Raw genomic sequence first — 22,239 nt, 5'->3', positions numbered from 1 at the left:
TCTGTGACAGCTCGGGGAGGCGCTCAGGAGGAGGGCGTGCCGCCGCCGTCCAGGGAGGCCACGTAGGGGGCCAGTTTCTCCGGGTTCATGACCCACATGGCCCGCTCGATGCCGCGCTCCGAGATGTCGAGGGTCAGCAGCACCACCGGCGTCCCCTCGGCCGTGACGAGGGCGGCCGGGCCGCCGTTGGCCTCGACCCAGTGGATCTCCTTGCCCGGCCAGAAGCGCGGCGCGAACGCGGCCAGGTACCGGGAGACGTGCACCAGGCCGACGACCGGGAACCTGGACGCCCCGCGCAGTCCGTTCCCGTCGGTGTAGCTGACCACGTCCTGGGCGAGGATGCCTTCGAGCACGGCCAGATCGCCGGTCTGTGCCGCGGTGAGGAACACCTCCATCAGCCGTCGGTGCTCGGTGGCGTCGACGGGCTTGCGGCGCTCCGACGCGAGGTGCTTGCGCGCGCGGCTCACCAACTGGCGCGTGTTGGTCTCGCTGGTCTCCAGCATGTCCGCGATCTGCCCGTAGGGGTAGTCGAAGGCCTCCCGCAGCACATAGGCCGCCCGCTCCACGGGGTTGAGCCGCTCCAGCAGGAGGAGCACCGCCGTGTCGAGCGCCTCGGCCCGCTCGGCGCCCAACTGCGGATCCGCGCGCGTGTCGACCGGCTCCGGCAGCCAGGGCCCGATGTACGACTCGCGGCGGACCCGGGCGGACTGGGCGACGTTGAGCGCCAGCCGGGCGGTGACGGTGGCGAGGAACGCCTTGGGCTCGCGGACCACGTCACGGTCGGTGTGCTGCCACCGCAGCCACGCCTCCTGTAGTACGTCCTCGGCCTCCGTGGCACTGCCGAGCACGCGGTAGGCGATGCCGAAGAGCTGGGGACGCGCCGCCATGAACACGTTCGTCGCCTCGTCGAGGGAGTCCGTGTCGTCCCCGATATCCATGCGTGCCGCCTTCGTTCCGACCCGGTTCGCGCAAGCGCCCGTCCATGCTACGGCGGGCGGTGCGCGGCCCGGCACCGCAGGTCACGGCTCTGCGGGTCGTGCGGCCGGGACGGGCGGCGGGTGGCGGGTCAGGTGCCGGTCGTCGCCGGGAGCGCGGCCGCACGGTCGACGTCGAGCTCGGCGACCAGGCCGCGCAGGATGGGGCCGTACTGGGGGTGGGCGAGCGCGAACGCCATCTGGGCGACCATGTAGTCGGCCGGATTGCCGGTGTCGTACCAGCGGCCCTGGATGACCTGCCCGTACACCGCGCGGGAGGCGGCGTAGGCGTTGATGGCGTCGGTCAGATAGACCTCGCCGGTCCTGACCTCGTACCAGCGGCGGGTCTGCTCGCGCAGTTCGTCGATGATCCCGGGCGTGACGACGTAGCCGCCGATGGCCGCGTACGCCGACGGCGCGTCGGTGGGCTCGGGCTTCTCGACCAGGCCGGTGATGCGCAGTTGACCGTCCCCGAGGTCCTCCTTGACCACGGGCACGCCGTAGCGCTGGGAGTCGACGGGGTCCATCGGCATGAGGGCCAGCACCGGGCAGCCGGTCTGCTCGTAGGCGCGGATCAACTGCTGGGCACGCGGGACCTCGGCCACGAAGACGTCGTCGGGCCACAGCACGAGCACCGGTTCGTCGCCGAAGGCCCGGGCGGCGTTGAGCACGGGGGTGCCGTTGCCGTAGGGGCCGTACTGGTCGAGGTAGGTGATGTGCCCCTGCCGGGCCAGCTCCGCGACCTCCTCCACGGCGTCCGCGTAGGCCGTCTTGCCGTCTTCGCGGAGTTGCTCGACGAGGGCGGGGTTGGGGCGGAAGTGCTCCTGGATCAGGGACTTGCCGCCCGAGACGACGATGGTGATGTCGGTGATGCCGGAGTCCACCAGTTCGCGCACGGTGTGCTCGATGACCGGCTTGTCGCCGACCGGCAGCATCTCCTTCGGGGTCGCCTTCGTCAGGGGCAGCAGCCGGGAGCCGAGCCCCGCGGCGGGGATCACGGCCCTGCGAATCGTTGGGGACATCACGTCTCTCTCCGGTCGGTGTCCACTGGACGTCTGGACGTCGGCTGCCGGATCCCGTCACCCGCACACGGAGCGCAGCACTCCTCACACTTTCATGAAGCCAGGCAGGTTCACCGGACGTCGACGTAGTCGGTGACCTGGGCGCTCTTCAGGTAGTGGTTTTCGGTCTCGCGGCTGAGGGAGACGGCCCAGGTGCCGTCCTGGTGGGCGGTCTCCGTGCCGACGAGGTGACCGTGCTTGTCGGTGCCCAGCTCGCTGACGTAGTGGTAGGTGGTGGAGCCGCGGGGCTTGAAGTAGAGGGTGGGGGAACCGCCGTCGAGCGGTTTCCAGGTGGTGCCGTTCTTGTACTGGAGCGTGCCGGCGAACCGGATCGGCTGGTTCTTGCGGACCGGGTCGGGGGTGGCGTGGAAGCCGGTGACGCGGGTGGCGTAGCGGTAGAGGTGGACGGGCTTGGTGGTGCTGGTCGCCAGGTCCGGGTTGCCGTTGAACTGGGCGCGCCAGTACACGTTGGTGTTCGTCGTGGTGAGGGAGCGGGCGAACTCCTCCTCGAACAGGGGCTTGTTGTAGCGGATCTTGACGGGGACGGTGGCGGCGTTCTTCCAGCCGCTCTTGCCGTCCTTGGAGTACTGCAGGGTGACGGTGGGCTTGGTCGGCCAGTGCGCGCGTGCGTCCTCGTAGTAGACGTAGCCGGAGACCTTGAGGGACGAGGTGTCGGTGAGCTCCGCGCTCATGTCCATGTGGGTCGTGTACGCGACGTGGAGGCCGAAGGGTTCGGTGGCGACCTGCTGGAAGGGCAAGTCGTCCGTGCCGGCCACGAGTTGGGCCGCCGGGGCGGCGTTGTCGGAGGAGACGTGCAGCGTGTAGGCGCCCTGGCTGTCGGTGGTGGTCTGACCGGCGACGATGCCCGAGCCGGTGGGGGCGGTACCGAAGAGCTCGACACTGGTGTGCGGCAGTGGCTGCCAGCCTGAGGTTGTCTGGATCTCGGCGCGGCCGGTGACGGTGCCGGTGGCGCCCTGTTTCAGGTTCAGGGCGTGGGTGCTCGCGGTGAGGCGGACCGGTGCCTGCGTGGTGTGCAGGTGCTGCTTGGGGCTCAACAGGCCGATCGCGCCCGGGTAGTTGACGGATTCCTCGGGTGCGGCGGTCAGGTCGACGGACGTCCGGACGGGGACGAAGGCGGCGGTAAAGCGACCGTCGGCCGTGGTGGTCGCGTCCACCCGGCCGCGCCCGGTCTCGATGTCGACGGGTACGCCGGCGGCGGGCGTGGAGGTGTCCGGGTGGCGGGGGTCCGTGGCGAGGGCGGTGCCGCTGACGGTGACCTGCTGGTGGAGGTAGTCCGGCACGGCGGGGGTGGCGGTCAGGCCGGGGATCGTGATGAGCGTCCGGTACCGCAGCGTGTGGGGCGAGAGCGCGCCGGTGACGGTGGCGCCGGAGGCGTCCTCCAGGTCGACGGTCACCCGGTAGTCGCCGAGATCGGCCAGGTGGACCGGCGCCCGCCAGGTGCCGGAGGTCGCGTCCTGTCCGGTGTACTGGGTGAAGTCCTCGGTCGATCCGGCTTCCGGTCCCCCGGCCGGTGCGTCCAGCGGGTAGAAGTGCGCCGTGATGTGCGTGAGGGGACGGTCCGAGTGCGCACTCACGAAGATCAGCCCGGGCTCGTACCAGCCGTCCGCGTCGGACAGGACGGGACCGCCGCTGGCGCTGTCCGCGTGGGCCGGGGAAAGGCCCGTGAACAGGGTGGCGGACAGAGTGGTCGCCGTGGCTGCCGCCAGGAAAGTGCTGCGTCTCAAGTTGGTCCCCCGGAGAATCGGCCGACTTCGAGCGTGAGGTGTGGGCAAGAGCAGAGCATGAGCATAAGGATCGAGAACTTTGGTGCCGCGCTCCGCTCGGCCCATGACGCTCCACGGCACTTATCACCATGACCGGGTCGGCCGGGCAACCCTCAGGTGAACTGCTCGACAACCATGGACAATCAATCACACAGGGCGCTATCAGCGACCTCGCAGGACACTTGCCGAGTTCTTGCCGATTGATCCACTTCTTCTCCCATCTCTTGGGAAAAACCTGGAGCGATTCAGAGAACTCGATTACGGACTCACCCATCGGCAACGCACGGGTTGAAGCGCGCAAAGACATCCAATTGGGGTCCAGCCGGGCTACCGCACCACAACCCTCCCTTTGTTATTCCTTGATCGTTTCCGGGGTTTCGGTTGAGTGTTTCCTGTGACTCCCATGAGGGCGTCGCGAACCTTCCGTGAAGATCAGTTCGTTTCTGTTGGCTCCGCGGTGCGGAGTGTCAGGGAGGGAGCTGATCGTGCGTCACAGACCCGTGACCCACCACAGATCAGGAAAGGGCCGCGCGCACCAGGCGCGACGGCTGCGACAGATAGCCATCGGCGTCGTACTGCTCATGGCCGCCGAGACGGCTCTGGTGGCCGAGAGCAGCGGACTCGCATTCGCCGAGAGCACGACGAGTGCGGAACCCGCGACGACCACGTCGTCCATTTCCACGTCGTCCGACACGAGTAAAACGCTGGGTCCTGCCCAGGCGCAGGACGAGGCGTCGGCAGTGCTGATGGCCCGGTTGCAGAACCGGAAGATCGAGGTGCTGTCGGCCCGGACCACGGACTCGACGACGTACGCGCTGCCCAGTGGGGAGCTGGAGACAGCCGCGTACGCCGGACCGGTCCGGACCAAGGTCGACGGCAAGTGGAAGAACATCGACACCGCGCTGTCCGACACCGGCGCCGACCTCACGCCCGCCGCCGCGGCCGCGGACATCGCGGTCTCCGACGGCGGGGACACGGACCTGGCGTCGGTGACGAAGGGCAAGGAGTCCTTCGGGCTGGGCTGGCAGGACAAGCTGCCCACCCCCGAGGTGAAGAACAACGCCGCCTCCTACGACCTGGGCGGCGGCCAGACCCTGTCGGTCACCGCGCTCGCGCAGGGCTTCTCGGAGAACATCCGGCTCGCTCAGCAGCCGACGGGTGACGCGGTGTCGTACCGCATCCCGCTGAACCTGGACGGGCTGAAGCTCTCCCAGGCCGCCTCCGGGCACCTGCTGCTCAAGGACTCCACCGGCAAACTGGTCGCCGAGGCACCCGCCCCGATGATGTGGGACGCCAGCAAGGACAAGGCGTCGGGCGAGTCCGCGCACCAGCAGCAGGTGGCGACGAAGGTCGAGACCGCCGCGGACGGCGCGCAGACCCTCGTCCTCACCCCGGACAAGGACTTCCTGGCCACCGCGACCTACCCGGTGACGGTCGACCCGACCACCACCCTGGCCGTCACCACCGACACCTGGGTGCAGAACCCGGACTACCCCGACTCGCAGATCTCCTCGGAGGAACTGAAGTCGGGCACGTACGACGCGGGGACGGACACCGCCCGCTCGTACCTGAAGTTCGACGTGTCGAAGTTCGCCGGCAAGCACATCACCGCGGCGACGATGTCGCTGTACAACTACTATTCGGCGACCTGCGACACCACCGGCTCGCCCACTCTCGCCAAGCGCATCACCTCGACCTGGACGTCCTCGGCCATCACCTGGGGTGCGCAGCCGACGACGACCACGACCGGTCAGGCGAGCAACACCGGCCACTGGGGCGGCTCCACCTGCGCCGCGAACTGGTCGAACTGGAGCCTCCAGACCATCACCCAGGCATGGGCGGACGGTTCGGCCAACTACGGCCTCCAGGTCCGCGCCGACAGCGAGACCGACTCCACCACCTGGCGCCGCTTCCGTTCGGCGAACTACACGACCGCCGGCTACGCGCCGAAGCTGGTCGTGACCTACAACTCGTACGCGACGACGAGCGCGTCGGCGATCTCGCCGAGCGCGGTCAACGCCTACAACGGCAAGCGGTACGCGACCTCGCTGACCCCGACGCTGTCGGCGAAGGTCACCGACGCCGACGGCTCCACGGTCAAGGGCCAGTTCGAGGTCACGGCGGACCCGGCGTACGCGGACACCACGTACACCTACACCGCCACCTCCGCCTCCGTGGCCTCGGGTTCGACGGCGAAGCTGACCATCCCGTCCGCTTCCGCGTTCCCGGCGGGCACGCACCTGCGGTTCCGGGTGCGCGGCTACGACGGCACCGACTACGGGGCCTGGTCCGGCTACACCACGTTCGTGATGAACACGGCCCTGCCGGCCGCGCCGACGATCTCCTGCGACCCGTACACGGCCAGCACCTGGACGGCGACGGCGACCGGCGGTGCCACCTGCACCCTGGACACCACCTCGACCGACGGCATGGGCTTCTACTGGGGCCTGGACGACTCGACGGTGCCCCAGCGGGTCTACGACACCACCGACGGCAACGGCGGCGACGCCCTCACCATCACGATCAACCCGGGTGAGGACTGGCACAAGCTGTACGCCAAGACCGTCGACTCCGGCGGCAACGTGTCCACGGCCACCACCACCTACGCGTTCGGTGTCGGTGGGGGCGCGGGTCTGCTCACCCCGGCCGCGGGCAACAGCGCGGCCCGCCGGGTCAGCCTGACGTCCACCGGCAAGTCCACGTACACCGGGGTCACTTACCAGTACCGGCGCGGCGAGACCGACTCCTGGACCAGTGTCCCGGTCGCGGACGTCACCAAGTCCTCCGACGGCTCGGCGGTCTCGGCCTGGCCACTCGCCGTGTCGGGCGGCTCGCCCGCGGCGCTGACGTGGAGTGTCACCAACTCCCTGTCACAGGACGGTTCTCTCGACATCCGGGCGGCCTTCACCGACGGTACGACGACCGCCTACTCCCAGCCGCACACCATCACGGTGGACCGCAACGCCGGCACCGCCCCGAGCGCGAGCGTCGGCCCCGGCTCGGTGAACACCCTCACCGGTGACTTCACGTTGTCCGCCACCGACGCCTCCGGCTTCGACCTCTCGGTGTCGCGCACCGCGTCCTCCCGCCGCCCGACCGTCGGGTCCGACGCCGACGGCCAGGTGGCCATCTTCGGTCCGCAGTGGACCTCGGGCACGACCGCGGAGATCACCGACTCCGACTGGGTGGACATCCGCAAGACCTCGGCCACCTCGGTCGCCCTGGTCGACGTGGACGGCAACGAGACCGGGTTCACCGCCACCAGCTCCGGCGGCTGGAAGCCCGAGCCCGGCTCCGAAGACCTGACACTGACCAGCACGAACAGCTCCGGCACCACGACGAACGACCTGACCACGGTGTCGGCCTTCACCCTGAAGGACGACGAGGGCACCGCCACCGCATTCGCCAAGGTGGACTCGGCCTCGACGACCTGGCAGGTGTCCAGCACCTACCTGCCCACCGACAACTCCACCACCAAGGTGGTCTCGGAGAAGCCCTCCACCACCAGCACGCTCGCCCGTCCGAAGTACGTGATCGCCCCCACCTCGGCGGTGTCGGCCGCCACCTGCGGGACCACGCCGTCCACGAAGGGCTGCCGGCTGCTGGAGTTCGTCTACGCGACCTCCACCACCGCCACCAGCTCCGCCCTGGGCGACTACACCGGGCAGGTCAAGCAGATCAAGCAGTGGGCCACCGATCCGGGCGCCTCGGCGGCGACCGCCACCGTGGTCTCGCAGTACTCCTACGACACCACCGGCCATCTGCGCGAGCAGTGGGACCCGCGGATCAGCCCCGCGCTGAAGACCGCCTACACCTACGACAGCGCCGGCCACGTCATCACCCTCACCCCGCCCGGCCAACTGCCGTGGACCTTCACCTACGGCCAGGCCGGAAACGCCGCCACCGCCGGTGCGGGCATGCTCCTGTCGGCCTCCCGCCCGAACCTGACGGCGGGCACCAAGAGCACCACCGACGGCACCACCGCGACCACCGGCGTCGTCTACGACGTGCCGCTGACCGGCAGCACGGCCCCCAACGCCATGGGCACCTCGGACGTGGCCGCCTGGGCCCAGGACGACGTCCCCACGGACGCGACCGCCGTCTTCCCCGCCGACTCCGTACCGGCGTCGCACACGGGCAGCGACCTGGCCGCGACCGACTACAAGCGGGCGACGATCACCTACACGGACAACTCCGGACGGGAGGTCAACACGGCCACACCCGGTGGGCACATCACCACCACCGGATACGACCAGTTCGGCAACACGGTGCGCCAACTGACCGCCTCCAACCGCGAGTTGGCGCTCGCCACCAGCGGCGACGGCCAGGCCGAGCAGGTCGCGCTGAGCATCGACCAGATGAGCTCCGCCGACCGCGCCGACCTGCTGTCGACCCGCTCGGTGTACTCCTCCGACGGTCTGCGTGAGACCGACGAGTACGGGCCCCTGCACCAGGTGACCCTCACCTCGGCGCTCAAGGCCGGTACCGGTGGCACGGACCTGGCAGTCGGCACCGACGTTCCGGCCCGGCAGCACACCGTCAACACCTACGACGAGGGCCGCCCGACCGACGGCACCGCCACCGTCGCCAACCAGGTCACCACCACCACGGTGGGCGCCTACGTGGACGGATATCCCTCCGACGCGGACACCCGCACCACGACCACCCAGTACGACTGGGTCAAGGGCCTGCCGACTTCGGTCATCACCGACCCGTCAGGTCTCGCGCTGACCAAGACCACGTCGTACGACTCCCAGGGCCGGGTCACCAAGACCACCCTGCCGAAGTCGTCCGGCTCGGACGCCGGAGCCACGGTCACCACCTACTACGCGGCCACCGGCACCGGCGCGTGCAACGCCAAGCCGGAATGGGCCGACCTGGTCTGCTCCACCGGCCCGGCCGGCGCGATCACCGGCGGCGGCTCCAACCCCACCCAACTGCCCACCAAGACCACCGAGTACGACCGGTGGGGCAACACCGCCAAGACCACCGAGACGGCGAACTCCGTCACCCGCACCACCACCAACTCCTATGACGCGGCAGGCCGGTTGACGACCACCGCGGTCAGCGGCGGAGTGGGCACCGCGGTACCGGACACGACCACGACCTACGACGCCGACAGCGGCGACGTGGCCACGGTCACCTCCAACGGCCAGACCGTCACCCACACCACCGACCAGCTCGGACGGGAGATCTCCTACAACGACGGCGCGGGCAACACCACCGCCACCCAGTACGACGCGCTCGGGCGCAAGGTGAAGACCACCGACTCCGCCCCGTCCACCACCACTTACACCTACGACACCACCAAGGACCCGCGCGGTGTGGAGACCTCCCGCACCGACTCGGTCGCCGGCACCTTCGCCGCCACCTACGACGCGGACGGCGACCTCGCCACCGAGTCCCTGCCCGGCGGCTACACCCTGACCATCGGCCAGGACGAGACCGGCGCCGAGACGTCCAAGGTCTACACCCAGGACAGCGACGGCACCGTCGTCGCCTCCGACAGCACCGACGAAAGCGTCCAAGGCCAGGTCGTCGACGACACCGACACCGCCGGCCAGACCCGCAGCCGCGACTACACCTACGACGCGGCCGGGCGCCTCACGAGGGCGGACGACACCGACCCGTACGGCGCCTGCACCCGCCGCGACTACACCTTCGACAACAACACCAACCGCACCGCCCTCGCCACCGAGACCGCCGACATCGGCGCGGCCTGCACGTCCACGGGGGCGACGACGACGTCGTACTCCTACGACAGCGCCGACCGTCTGACCACCTCGGGCACGGTCTACGACGCCTTCGGCCGCACCACCACCCAGGCCTCCGGCGCGACCATCGGCTACTACGCCAACAACCTCGTCCAGCAGGAGACCTCCGGCATCAGCCGGCAGACCTGGAACCTGGACGCGGCCGGCCGCCTCGCCACCTGGACCACCGAGTCCGACAGCAGCGGCACCTGGACCCAGACCGGATCCAGGACCAACCACTACGGCGCCGACGGCGACAGCCCCGACTGGACCCAGGAGACCAGCAGCACCCTCACCCGCGACGTCCAAGGCAGCAGCGGCGACCTGGAGGCGATCACCAGCGCCACGGGCGACACCGTCCTCCAACTCACGGACGTCCACGGCGACGTGACGGTCCAACTGCCGCTGGACACCTCCCAGGCCGTCACCGCACTCGCCTACGACGAGTACGGCATCGCCGAAGGCGACGCCACCGCGGTCCGCTACGGCTGGCTCGGCGGCAAGCAGCGCTCCGGCGAGACAGCAACCGGCGCCGTCCTCATGGGAGTACGCCTCTACGACCCGACCACCGGACGCTTCCTGTCCGTCGACCCCGTCCCCGGAGGCAGCGCCAACGCCTACGACTACTGCAACGGGGACCCGATCAACCACTATGACCTCGACGGCAATTGGTGGCACTGGCACCGTTACTATCGCCACGTACACCGAGCGCTCAGTCGCTGGGGGAGACGTCACCCCGTGGTGCGTCACACCTACTACGCTCTCCGGCACTGGGGCGGCCGCGTGTCGCGCAACCACTACGTCAGACAGTGCGCGTGGTGGGGTGGAGGTGCAGGTGGAGCGACTCTCGCGTATGGCTGGTGGGCTGGGCCGGTCGACTGGGCCGCGGCAGGATTCAATGGCGCCTTCGGCTGTGCAGCCGGAATGGGCAGTTACCGATGGGGTTAAAAAAAGGTGACACAAATGCGTTCCCAGGATCGTAAACCCGACCGTATCGGGTCCACTATCGCTGCCGTCGCCAGCGTGAGCAGTATCTGTCTGGCTCACCTCGCGATGCCGAAACTGGCACTCGGATACCTGGTCATTCCCGGGATTCTCCTCGGGACAGCCATCGCGATAGCGGTGCGCAGGCCGAAGAGAAACCTGTAGCGAACCGGCACGAGCGGCCCCCGGCGAATCTGTCCTTCGCCGGGGGCCGCACCCGATCGCGGAGTCGCATCACACACGCGGAGACACGTATGGCCATCCCCCCGGACTCGGTGCGCGCACGCATTCTCTTCGCACGCCCCACCAACCCCTGGGCACTCCTCTCCGCACGACTCGCCGTCTGGGCCGCCCTGTCCCTGCTGTCGGCCCTCACCCCCCTCTACAACGCCGACGCCCCCCTCTGGATCTGGCCCTTCGCCCTGATCGCATGCCTCCTCATGGCCGGCCAGACGGTCAGCGCGATGAGAAGCAAGAACCAGGGCGCCACCGGGTGACTCCGGTCGGCCGAGCTCACGCATCGCCCGGCCCCGCCGGCTCCAACCCCGACCGCTCGCCCCACACCCCGGCCGACCACCGCCGGACACGACTGAACCGTCCCGGTGGCGCGGGGGATTGGCCACCGGGACGGTGAACTCGGCGGGCTTCTCAGCCGCGCGGTTTCGGTGTGGTCAGGCCGGGGCGCCGACCGGGAGGTCCGACGCGTCGTCGGGGCGTACCTCGCCGTCCTCGTCGACGTCCGGCGGGATCGTCGACAGGGCGCTGGCGTGCAGGTCCTTCGTGCGCAGCATCGTGAAGCCGATGATCGCGGCGACGAAGCCGAGGATCGCGCTGAGCGTCATCGCTCCGTGGAAGGCGTTCATGAACGCGTCCTGCCCGGCGGCCAGTACCTTCTCGCGCAGCGGGCCCGCGGCCTGGGCGACGGCGTCGAGGCCGCCGGCGCTGATGCCGTGCGCGGCACTCTCCGCGGCGTCGTCGCCGAGCTGCTTGCCGACGGCCGAGGAGGTGAAGTCCTGGGACACGGTGTGCTGGAAGTACGCGCCGATGCCGGCGATGCCGACCGCGATGCCGACCTGCTGGAAGGTCTCGTTGATGCCGGACGCGACACCGGACTTGGCCGGTTCGGCGACCCCGATGGCCAGCGCGGCGCGGGCCGGGTTGAAGGCGCCCATGCCGAGGCCGGAGATGACCAGCGCCGGGACGAGCACGGTCCAGGACGAGTCGGCCTCGGTCAGGTTCAGGCACAGGATGCCGATGGCCATGACCAGGGTCGAGCCGCCGAGCAGGATCCGGAAGGGGACCTTGCCGATGAGGCCGCCGCCGAGGGCACCGGCGACGAACATCGCGCCGGTCAGCGGCAGGAACCGTAGCCCTGTCCCCCACGCGTCGACGTGCAGCATGTTCTCCAGGTAGCTGGTCTCGAAGAACACCGAGGGCAGGGCGCCCGCGTTGCCGATCATGGCGACGAGGGAGATGCCGACGAAGGTGGGGCTGCGGAAGAACGCCGGGTCGATCAGGGCGCGTTCACCGAGCCGGCGCTCGATGGCGACGAAGACGACCAGGAAGAGGACGCTCGCCGCGTAGAGGCCGAGCGTGTTGCCGCTGGTCCAACCCTCCACCGGGCCACGGATGGTGGCGTAGACGAGGGCGCCGAGCGCGAGGCTGAAGGTGCCGAGGCCGGCCCAGTCGGTGGGGTGGGCGCGCTTGTTGAGGGACTCGCGGACGCGCAGCGCGCCGATGAGGATGGCGAGCACGCCGACCGGGACGTTGATGTAGAAGATCCAGCGCCAGGACAGCGCGTTGATCAGCGAGCCGCCGATGAGCGGGCCGGTGGCGACGGCGAGGCCGACGGCGGCGCCGAACGCGGTGAACGCGGTGGCCCGTTCCTTGCCGTGGAACTCATGGCTGAGCATGGCGGGTCCGACCGCGAACATGATGGCGGCGCCGACCCCCTGGATGGCCCGGAACCAGCTCAACTCCCCTGCTCCGTCGGCCAGTCCGCAGGCCAGCGAGGCGGCGGTGAAGATGGCGAAGCCGACCTGGAAGACCTTCTTGCGGCCGATCCGGTCGGCGAGCGAGCCCGCCGCGACCAGGAAGATCGCCAGCGTGAGGGCGTAGGCGTCGAACACCCACTGCAGGTCGGCGAAGCTGCTGCCCAGGGACTTGTGGATCTGCGGCAGCGCGATGGAGACCACGCTGAGATCGAGCATCAGCATGAACGAGCCCAACGCCACGATCCCGAGTGTCCACCACCTAGTGGGAGAGGGTGCGCGTTCTGCGGACATGCGGGGACCTTCCAATCAACAGGAACTCTGGACCTTGGGATCTATAGATGATGGAAATCTAGATGATTGGAAAGCCGTGAGTCAATGCCGTCACGACCGGCGCGGCGAACACGCTCACCCGGAGTGACGACCACCGGGCACGACAAAGCCCGCGGCACCGGTCGGCACCACGGGCTTGTGCGAGTTCGAAGGTGTTCTACGTCAACTCGCGGACGTTCTACGTGAGTTGACGGGCGTTCTACGTCAACTCACGCCTGCTCCACGTCAACTCACGCCTGCCCCACGTCAGTCAGAGCAGACCGACGCGGGCCAGCGGCCGGCCATCAGCGTGCCCAGCATCTTGCGCAGCACCCCGCGCTCGTCCTCCGAGAGGGCGCCGAAGAAGGCCGATTCGACCTCCGTGGCCACCCGGTCCGCCGTCGCGAGCGCCTCGCGGCCGGTCTCGGTGAGGATCAGGTTGTAGCGCCGGCGGTCGGCGGGGTTGCGGCGGCGCTCGACGTGCGCGTTGCGCTCCATCTCGTCGATCACCGTCACGACCGTGGTCGGATCGAGGTTGAGCAGCCGGCTCAGGTCCTGCTGGGAGAGCTCGGGCCCGCCGGCCAGCGCGGCCAGCACGAAGAAGTAGCGGATGCGCATACCGACCGCGCCCAGCGCCTTCTCCACGTCCTCGACCAGTACCAGCCCCGCCTTGTGGAGCAGATAGCCGGGACGCTCGGCGATGAGGAAGTCCTTCCGGGGGGACGCCCCGTTCTGCTCCACGGCGACACTGCCGCTGCCACTGCTGCGCACCATGAGCCGGCTCCTTCGATCGTTGCAATCTCCACCATCGAAGATACAACGTTCCTCCACGGCCGAACCCCCGTCCGCCAGGGGAATCGACCCGGCCGCGAGCCGCCGACCCACGGCTCCGGTCGCCCCGCGGAGATCTTCGGGCCATACGGAATTCACCGGTCCGCCGCCCTTGGCAAGTCCCCGGACGGTTATCCCGTTGCAAAATCCGACGGAATGAAGTCCTCCGTATCCCGTGAAATGGAATGAGTCGTTCTCCAGCGATCATCGAGGTCAGCCACCCGGTGATCGATCACAGAACCAAACGCTCAACCGGAGAAACGGAAACACCGCGTGACCTGAGTCACGTGGCACCAAGTAGCGCGCCTGCTACGCTCTCGAAGCGCCTGGCCAGAACATTGCACTCTGCGACCGGGTGGCACACGGGGAAGAACACGGGGACGAAACCGCGCTTTGCGCAACGGGGGTTTCAAAATGGTTCAACTTTCGATCAGCCGTCCTATCAGGCAACGCTGACGACACGGCAAAAGCACCCATCGGTGCAGTTCAGACACTAGTCAACTGACTCTTTCGCACAGCTCTGTGGTTTTTGCACAGCCACGCCGTGCGCTCTTTTCGCCTGCATTCTCCATCGCGATGTGCATTCATGTGTGCCCATTCATCACATGCGCATGTCCGCTTTCACGTCCGTTTATCGGGCAGGGCTGTGCCATCACGCCACTGCCCTCTCAGGCATGGAATGGAAAGCTCATGGAAAGCTCAAGGAAGCAGTCGAGCACTGCCCTCGCGGAGGCTCTGGAGGGCTGGCTCGGTGACCCGGAAGTGGAATCCAACGCCTTGTCGTTCGCCGGGGCGCTGGCGCTCGACGAGCGGGACGAGCTCCCGTCCGCCGGTATCGACCAGGTCCGCGCCTTCGGGTTCAACCGGTATTTCGTGCCGGAGCGGCTCGGCGGTGATCTCCGGGCCGCCGAGGACATCCTGATGCTGACCCGGGTGATCGCCCGCCGGGACATGAACGTCGCGGTGAGCGAGAGCACCCAGGTGTGGATGATGCTCGCGTGGATCGGCGGCGACGCCGAGCAGCAGGAGAAGTACGCGGCCACGGTGCTGCGCGGCGGGGTCGTCCCGTGTCTGGCCTACTCCGAGCCGGGGCACGGCGCCGACCTGGCCGCCAACCGGTTCACGGCCGCCCCGGACGGCGACCAGTACGTCCTGTCCGGCGAGAAGTGGCCCATCAACCGGGGCCGCACCTCCACTCATGTGGTCCTGCTCGGCATCACCGGCGACGAGCACACCCCGGCCAAGCGGCAGCAGTCCATGTTCCTCGTGGACCGCTCGCAGGTCATCTCCGGCGAGGTGACGGGCGTCCCGCGCGTCCCGACCTACGGTCTGCGCGGCTGCGACATCAGCGGAGTCGCCTTCGACAACGCCCGCGTGGACACCTCGGCCCGGCTCGGCGCCGAGGGCGAGGGCCTCGAACTCGCCCTGCGCGGCCTGCTGATCACCCGCACCTTCTGCACCGGCCTCTCCCTGGGCACCGGCGACACCATGCTGCGGACCGTCGCCGACTTCCTCTCCGGCCGGATCCTCTACGACGGTCCCGCGAACGAGATCCCGTACGTCACCGAATCCCTCGCGAACGCCTATCTGAGCCTGCTGGTCGCGGAGTGCGAGAGCCTCGTGGCGATGCGCGGACTGCACCTGTACACCGAGCAGTTCAGCATCTGGGGGAACCTCGCGAAGGTGCAGGTGGCCCGGCTGGTCGACACCAACAGCAAGGTGCTGGCCCGCACGCTGGGCGCCCGGTACTTCCTGCGGGCCGCCGAACACGTGGGCACGTTCCAGAAGATGCTCCGGGACGGTGCCGTCGTCTCGGTCTTCGACGGCAGCGAGCCGGTCTGCCTGGACAGTCTCGCGCTCCAACTCCCCGCGCTGGCCAAGGCACATGGGCACGACGGGGACACGGACTGGCGTCCGCTGTACGACCTGCGGGCCGAGCTGCCCGCCTTCGCACCGCACCGGGTGAGCGTGTTCGGGCGCGGCCGGGACGCCACGTTCGCCAGCCTCCCCGCGCTGATCGACCGCCTCGCCGAACTGGCGCCGTCCGAGGGCCTCGACGAGGACCGGCTGGCCGTACTGCGCGGCCAAGCCACCGAACTCCAGGGCGAGTTGGCGGCGCTGCTGGCCCGGGTGAACGAGATCCGGCGCTCGACGGCCGGCCAGTCCTCGCCCGCCAGGGCCGGCACGTCGACCAAGTCCACCGATCCCCGGCTGATCCGGGTGGCGGAGGAACTCGGCTCCCTGCACGCCAAGGTCGCGGCCTTCGGCGTCTGGCTGTTCAACCGGGACCACCTCGACGGGTTCTTCGCCGACGGCGAGTGGCTGCGGGCCGCGCTGGCCCGTCGCCAGGTCCACCAGTACGAGGTCGGCGACCTCGAACAGGCCACCGCCCAGCGGCTGTTCACCCGGATGAACGAGCAGCGCGCCGACCACGAGTTCTTCTCGGTCCGCCCGGTGCGGATGGCCGAGCCCGGAGCGCGCGAGACGGGCCGGGACGACGAGGAGTCCACGACCGCCGCATGACCATCATCCCTGACCACCACACCAAACCGGCCGGAAGGTATCGATCTGCGATGAACACCACCAGCACCAGCACCCTGACGTTCGACGACGTGAAGAAGGTCCTCGTCGCGGCGGTCGCCGCCGAAGCGGGCGTCGCACCCGAGGAGTTGGCGACCGACCGGCCCTTCACCGACTACGGCCTGGACTCCATGGCCGCGCTCTCCGTGGGCATGGAGATCGAGGACGTCTGCGGTCTCACCGACCCGCCGGTGGACCTGCTCTGGGACCACCCCACGGTGGACACGCTGGCCGAGGCGCTGTGGAAACTGCTGAACACCGAGCCCCTCGCCGCCACCGCCGCAGCGGACGGTCAGCGATGACGACGACCACCTCGGTGAACGCCCAGCAGGCCGGTCTCTGGTTCATCCACGAGAGCGACCCGGGGTGCTCCGCCTACCACATCGTGTTCGGCGCGGAGGTCACCGCCGACGCCGAGCTCGGCACTCAAGTCCGGGACATCCTCGGGGACTTGACCCGTGAGCACGACGCCCTTCGGGTCGGCTTCCGCGCCGGCCCCGAGGGTCCGGAGCAGTTCACACAGGACGCCTTACCGCTCGACATCCGCCACACCGACGCACGGGAGACGGACCCGGAGGCGCTGCGCGACCTGGTCCGTACGGACAGCCGTACGCCCTTCGACCTGTCCCAACCCCCTTTGTGGCGCGTGCACTTGTACCGCACCGGTGAGCGCACCTGGGTGTTCACCGTGGTGATGCACCACATCGCGGCCGACTTCTGGTCGCTGGCCCTGCTGCTCTCCGAGGTGCGCAGCCGGCTGGAGGGCACACCGAACCGGTTCACGCTCGACGGCACCGCCTTCGCCGCGTACGCCGAGCGCCAACAGGCCTTCCTGGCCGGTGAGCACGCGCAGGCGCTGCTCGACGCCGAGGCCAAGCGGCTGGCGGACGTACCGCCCGCGCTGGATCTGTACGGCGACCGGACGCGCCCGCCCGTGCCGTCCTACGACGGCGGTTCGGCGCCCTTCGCGCTGTCCGTCGCCGCGACCGAGGCGGTACGGCGGCTGGCGCGGGAGACCTCGTCGACGCCGTACACGGTGCTGCTGTCCGCGTACTTCGTGCTGCTGAGCCGGTTGAGCGGGCAGTCGGAGATCGTCGTCGGCACCCCGACCTCGGGACGGCTGCACCGCCAGTTCCGGGACGCGCTCGGCAACTTCGTCAACACCGTGGTCGTACGGGGCGAGGTGGACGAGGAGTTGACGTACCGTCAGTCGCTGGCGGCCTCGCGCGAGCGGGTGTCGGAGGCGATGCGGGCGCAGGAGCTGCCCTTCCCTTGGCTGGTACGGGAGTTGGCGCCGCCGCGCGACCCGAGCCGGACGCCGTTGTACCAGGCCGGTTTCGCCTGGGACCGGCTGCCGTTCCTCAACGACATGGACGCCTTCTTCCTCCTGGAGCCGGGCCCCGGCGCCGAGTTGGCGATCGCGGGCGCGACGCTGCGGCCGTATCCGCTGCCGCAGCAAGAGGGCCAGACCGATCTGTGGGTCGAGATGGGCGCGGAGCGCGACGGTGCCTTCGCGGGGGTGCTGCGCTACAACACCGACGTCTTCGGGGCGGACACGGCACGGGAGGTGGCCGCAGCCTTCGTCACCACGGTGGAGACCCTGGTCGACCGCCCGGACGAGCCGCTGCGCGACCTGCCGCGCGGTGACGAACGGCAGCGGACGCGGCTCACCGAGTGGGGTTCCGGGCCCGAACGCGCCCTGCCCGCCGCCCGGTTGCCGCAGCTCTTCCGCGAGCAGGTGCGCCGGACGCCCGACGCGGTCGCGCTGGTCGCGGACGGCGAGGAGTGGAGCTACGGCCGTCTCCTCACGTCCGTCGAGGAGATCGCGACGGCGCTGCGGACGGCCGGGATCGCCCCGGGCGACCGGGTCGCGGTGATGGTGGACCGCGGTGCGCCGCTGGTGGCCGCGCTGCTGGGGGTGCTGGAGGCCGGGGCGGCGTACGTCCCGCTCGACCCCAACCTGCCCGCCGAGCGGCTGACCTACATGGCCGAGGACTCGCAGGCCCGGCTGCTGATCGGTCAAACCGGCCTGCACAGCGGCCAGTTGCCCGGCCTTCCGGTGCTGGACCTGGACGGCCTGCCGGCCGGTGTCGCCCTCGGTCCCGCCCCGGCCACCGGCCCCGCCGACCTGGCGTACATCCTCTACACCTCGGGCTCCACCGGCCGCCCCAAGGGCGTGTCGATCCCGCATCACGCGCTGACGAACCTGCTGCTCTCGATGCGGGAGACCACCGGGTTCGACGCGTCGGACAGTCTGCTCGCGGTCACCACGATCTCCTTCGACATCGCGGGACTCGAGCTGTATCTGCCGCTCCTGACCGGGGGCCGGGTCGTCGTGTGCGACAGCTCCACGGCCGCCGACGGTGCCGCTCTCGCGGTGCGGATCGAGGAGTCCGGTGCCACCTGGATGCAGGCGACGCCCACCTCCTGGCGGATGCTGCGCGACGCCGGCTGGACGGGCGCGCCGCGCCTGAACGTGCTGTGCGGCGGTGAGGAACTCCCCCTGGATCTGGCCGAGTTCCTGTCCTCGCGGGCGGCGAGCCTGCGCAATGTGTACGGGCCGACCGAGACGACCATCTGGTCCACGGCCGGGGTGGTGGAGCCCGCGTCCGGCATCGACATCGGCGCTCCCCTCGACAACACGCAGCTCTACGTCCTCGATCCGCAGGGCCGTGCCGTGGAGCCGAGCTTCCCGGGCGAGCTGTGGATCGGCGGGGACGGTCTGGCCGTCGGGTACTGGGACCGGCCGGAGTTGACCGAGGAGCGGTTCGTGACCGGGCTGCCGGCCGCGCCGACGCGGCGGCTGTACCGCACGGGTGACCGGGCGCGCTGGAGCAGCGCCGGGCGGCTGCTGCACCACGGGCGGCTGGACAACCAGGTCAAGCTGCGCGGCTACCGCATCGAACTCTCCGAGGTCGAGACGGTCCTGGAAGCGGTCGAGGGGGTCTCCACAGCCGTCGTCGTGGTCCGCGAGGACCGCCTGGTGGCCTATCTGCTGGCGGAGAACAGCGCGGAGTTGAAGGCGTCCGACGTCAGGTCCGCGGCGGGGGTGTCCCTGCCGCCGTACATGGTGCCCGGCATCGTGATGGTGCTGGACGAGCTGCCGCTGACGGCGAACAAGAAGATCGACCGCAACCGGCTGCCGGAGCCCGTCGTCGCTTCGGACGCCGGGTTCGAGAAGCCGCGCGACGCCACCGAGATCACCCTCGCGCGGATGTGGACCGAGATCCTCGGGCTGTCCCAAGTCGGCGTCCACGACCACTTCTTCGACGTGGGCGGCCACTCCCTGCTCGCCGTCCGGCTCAGTTCGGCGATCCGCGCCGAGTGGGACGTGGAGATCCCGATCTCCGTGATGCTCGGCCGGCAGGGCACCGTCGCCGAACTCGCCGCGATCGTCCGGTCCGGCGGCCAGGAGACCACGCGCGGCCCACTGGTCGTCCTGCGCGAGGGTGAGCCGGAGCGGCGCCCGGTGTTCCTGTTCCACCCCTTCGGCGGCACCGTCTTCTGCTACGTCGAGCTGACCCGTCATCTCCCGCCCGGCAGGCCGGTGCTGGCGATCGAGGCGCCCGGCATCCAGAACGAGGGCGAGGCCGAGATCAGCGTGGAGGCCATGGCCACCCGCTACATCGAACTCCTCAGGGAGGTCCAGCCCAACGGGCCGTACGCGCTGGGCGGTTGGTGCTTCGGCGGGGTCATCTCCTACGAGGTCGCCGGTCAACTGCGCGCGCTCGGCGAGGAGATCGAGTTCATCGTCGGCATCGACAGCCGGGCGCCGATCGAGGAGAACATCCCGGAGTCCGCGGACGACTCGACGATCCTGTCCTGGTTCGCCCGCGACCTCGCCGTACCCGCCGGAAAGACCCTGGACATCCCGGCGGACGAGCTGCGGGCGCTGGGCGGCGACGCGGCCTTCGACCACATCCTCCAACAGGCCGCCGCCATCGGCGTGCTGGCCGAGGACGCGGACCGCGCGACGATCCTGCGCTACTTCGAGGCCTACCTCGCCAACGGCATCGCCCTGCAGACCTACCTCCCCGAACCGGGCGACCTCGACCTGGTGCTGCTGCGCGCGGCCGACGAACAGGCCGACTACGGCCCGAAGTTGGGCTGGGAGGCCCTGATCAAGGGCGAGTTGCACGTCATCGACGTCTCCGGGGACCACAACTCGGTGATGTACCCGCCGCACGCGGAGCTGGCGGCCCGCGCCATCGCCCCCCACATGGAAGGACCGACCGACGATGACCAAGCCTGAACAGGTCAAGGCCGAGTACGCGTTCCACCTCCCGGTGCCGCCCGACGAGGCGTTCGCCCTGATCTCCGACCCCGTCCAGGACCCGGTGTGGCAGGCGGCCTGCGTGGACGTGACGCTGCTGAACGGCGAGGCGCGGCCGGGCGGTCAGTACGAGATCACGTTCCAGTTGATCGGCAAGCGGATGGAATTCACCGTGGAGATCACCGAGTTCGAGCCCGGCCGGCGCTCGAAGTTCCACACCCTCCAGGGGCCGTTCCACTACGTCGGCACCTACGAGTACACCGAGCGCGAGGACGGCACCACCACCGTGGACTGGACGTTCGAGGTGGACCCCGGGGACTACTTCGGGATCATGCCGAAGTCCCTGCTCCGCAAGGTCCTCGTCAACTCGGTCAAGAAGGACTCCGGAAAGCTCGCCGCACAGCTCGGACAGGGAGCGCGCAACCGATGAAGAACCGTCAGGAAGAGAACCACAACGTCGTCGTGACCGGTCTCGGCGAGACCACCCCGCTCGGCGGGAGTGTCGCCGCCACCTGGGACGCGATGCTGCGCGGCGAGAGCGGACTGAGCCTGCTGGAGGACGAGTCGTGGGCCAAGGACCTCCCGCCCCTGCTCGGCGGCCGGGCAAAGGTCGACCCCGGTACGGGACTTGAGCACCAGCAGCGCCGACGCCTCAGCCGCTCCGCCCAGTTCGCGGTGACGGCGGCGGCGGAGGCCTGGGCCGACGCGGGCCTCGACGACAGCACCGCGGCCCCGAGCCGAGTCGCCGTGGTCGTCTCGGCCGCGCTCGGCGACATGACCTCGATCATCGACGGCTGGGAGACCCTGAAGACGCGGGGCTGGCGGCGTGTTCCGCCGATGACCGTGCCGATGTCGATGGGCAACGGCTCGGCGGCGGCCGTGGCGCTGCTGGTGAACGCGCGCCTCGGCGTGCACGCCACCGTCAACGCCTGCTCCTCCGGGACCCAAGCCCTGGTCACCGCGGCCGAGTTGATCCGGCGCGGGGAGGCGGACGTCGTGGTGGCGGGCGGCGCGGAGGCGCCCCTGCACCCCATGGTCCTGTCCTCGTTCGCGGCCATGCGGGCGCTGTCGCAGCGGTTCGACGACCCCGCGTCCGCGTGCCGTCCCTACGACGCGGACCGCGACGGGATGGTCCTCGGCGAGGGCGCCGGCATCCTCGTCCTGGAGTCGGAGCGGCACGCACGCGAGCGCGGCGCCCGGATCTACGCGGAACTGGCGGGAGTCGGCATCACCTCCGACGCCTACCACATGGTCCAGCCGGAGCCGAACGGCACCGGCACCGCCGCGGCCGTCCGCGCCTCTCTCGCCGACGCGGGCGTGACCCCTGCCGAGGTCGCCCACTTCAACGCCAACGGCACCGCGACCGCGCCCGGCGACGCGGCCGAAGCACGCGCGGTGATGGCGGTGTTCGGCACCGCGGAACAGGGCCCGGCGGTCTCCGCGAACAAGTCGATGACGGGGCACAGCCTCGGCGCGGCGGGCGCGATCGAGTCGATCAGCACCGTCCTCGCGCTCCACCACGGCCTGGTACCGCCGACCCGCAACTTCACCCGCCTCGACGAGGGACTCTCCGTCGACGTGGTGCACGGCAACCCGCTCAAGCTCGGCCCCGAGCAGACCGTCGCCGTGAAGAACTCGGCCGGGTTCGGCGGCCACAACGTGGCACTGACCTTCCGCGCCGAGAAGGGCAAGTGAC

Annotated in this window: 12 protein-coding genes; 7 read left to right on the top strand and 5 right to left on the bottom strand. The window is 69.7% G+C overall.

The window, feature by feature from the left end; all coding sequences use genetic code 11:
- Window positions 1-23: 23 nt before the first annotated feature.
- The 3 genes from OG223_RS36085 to OG223_RS36075 all read right to left on the bottom strand — a co-directional run bounded on the left by OG223_RS36085 (window position 24) and on the right by OG223_RS36075 (window position 3,780).
- Window positions 24-938, bottom strand: a complete 915-nt coding sequence (locus OG223_RS36085) for an RNA polymerase sigma-70 factor (protein ID WP_329257846.1) — start codon at window positions 936-938, stop codon at window positions 24-26.
- 128 nt (window positions 939-1,066) lie between these two features.
- Window positions 1,067-1,996: a UTP--glucose-1-phosphate uridylyltransferase gene (locus tag OG223_RS36080; protein WP_329257843.1), complete on the bottom strand. Its 930-nt coding sequence runs from the start codon at window positions 1,994-1,996 to the stop codon at window positions 1,067-1,069.
- A gap of 110 nt (window positions 1,997-2,106) precedes the next feature.
- On the bottom strand, window positions 2,107-3,780 hold the full coding sequence (locus tag OG223_RS36075; protein ID WP_329257840.1) for a hypothetical protein: 1,674 nt from the start codon (window positions 3,778-3,780) through the stop codon (window positions 2,107-2,109).
- 524 nt (window positions 3,781-4,304) lie between these two features.
- On the opposite strand from OG223_RS36075, the gene OG223_RS36070 reads away from it, so the two are divergent.
- Together OG223_RS36070 and OG223_RS36065 are read left to right on the top strand one after the other, a co-directional pair.
- A complete protein-coding gene (locus OG223_RS36070; protein ID WP_329257837.1) occupies window positions 4,305-10,520 on the top strand; it encodes a DNRLRE domain-containing protein in 6,216 nt (2,071 codons plus the stop codon).
- 290 nt (window positions 10,521-10,810) lie between these two features.
- Window positions 10,811-11,053 carry a hypothetical protein gene (locus tag OG223_RS36065; protein WP_329257834.1) on the top strand — a complete coding sequence of 81 codons (243 nt, stop codon included), beginning with the start codon at window positions 10,811-10,813 and terminating at the stop codon, window positions 11,051-11,053.
- Window positions 11,054-11,227: 174 nt separating this feature from the next.
- On the opposite strand, the gene OG223_RS36060 is transcribed toward OG223_RS36065, so the two are convergent.
- Together OG223_RS36060 and OG223_RS36055 are read right to left on the bottom strand one after the other, a co-directional pair.
- Window positions 11,228-12,790 carry an MFS transporter gene (locus OG223_RS36060; protein WP_329257831.1) on the bottom strand — a complete coding sequence of 521 codons (1,563 nt, stop codon included), beginning with the start codon at window positions 12,788-12,790 and terminating at the stop codon, window positions 11,228-11,230.
- 336 nt (window positions 12,791-13,126) lie between these two features.
- Window positions 13,127-13,633 carry a MarR family winged helix-turn-helix transcriptional regulator gene (locus OG223_RS36055; RefSeq protein ID WP_329257828.1) on the bottom strand — a complete coding sequence of 169 codons (507 nt, stop codon included), beginning with the start codon at window positions 13,631-13,633 and terminating at the stop codon, window positions 13,127-13,129.
- 747 nt (window positions 13,634-14,380) lie between these two features.
- Between OG223_RS36055 and OG223_RS36050 the strand changes: the two genes are divergently transcribed.
- The 5 genes from OG223_RS36050 to OG223_RS36030 are packed head-to-tail and all read left to right on the top strand — an operon-like array spanning window position 14,381 to window position 22,238.
- Window positions 14,381-16,213 (top strand): acyl-CoA dehydrogenase, encoded by a 1,833-nt coding sequence (locus OG223_RS36050; RefSeq protein ID WP_329257825.1) that lies wholly within the window; start codon window positions 14,381-14,383, stop codon window positions 16,211-16,213.
- Window positions 16,214-16,263: 50 nt separating this feature from the next.
- A complete protein-coding gene (locus tag OG223_RS36045; RefSeq protein ID WP_329257822.1) occupies window positions 16,264-16,572 on the top strand; it encodes an acyl carrier protein in 309 nt (102 codons plus the stop codon).
- Complete coding sequence (locus OG223_RS36040) at window positions 16,569-20,522, top strand: non-ribosomal peptide synthetase (protein ID WP_329257819.1); 3,954 nt, start codon at window positions 16,569-16,571, stop codon at window positions 20,520-20,522. Before OG223_RS36045 ends, OG223_RS36040 begins: the two co-directional genes overlap by 4 nt.
- The gene (locus tag OG223_RS36035) at window positions 20,509-20,973 is read left to right on the top strand and encodes an SRPBCC family protein (protein WP_329257817.1); all 465 of its coding nucleotides are present in this window, start codon (window positions 20,509-20,511) and stop codon (window positions 20,971-20,973) included. The genes OG223_RS36040 and OG223_RS36035 overlap by 14 nt, the downstream gene beginning before the upstream one ends.
- Entirely contained in the window at window positions 20,970-22,238 is a 1,269-nt protein-coding gene (locus OG223_RS36030) for a beta-ketoacyl-[acyl-carrier-protein] synthase family protein (RefSeq protein WP_329257814.1), read from the top strand. The genes OG223_RS36035 and OG223_RS36030 overlap by 4 nt, the downstream gene beginning before the upstream one ends.
- Window position 22,239 lies beyond the last annotated feature (1 nt).

It is taken from the genome of Streptomyces sp. NBC_01478 (assembly GCF_036227225.1).
Classification (GTDB): Bacteria; Actinomycetota; Actinomycetes; order Streptomycetales; family Streptomycetaceae; genus Streptomyces.
The sequence above is the reverse complement of the archived record's forward strand: the minus strand, read 5'-3'. Positions and strand labels throughout refer to the sequence as shown.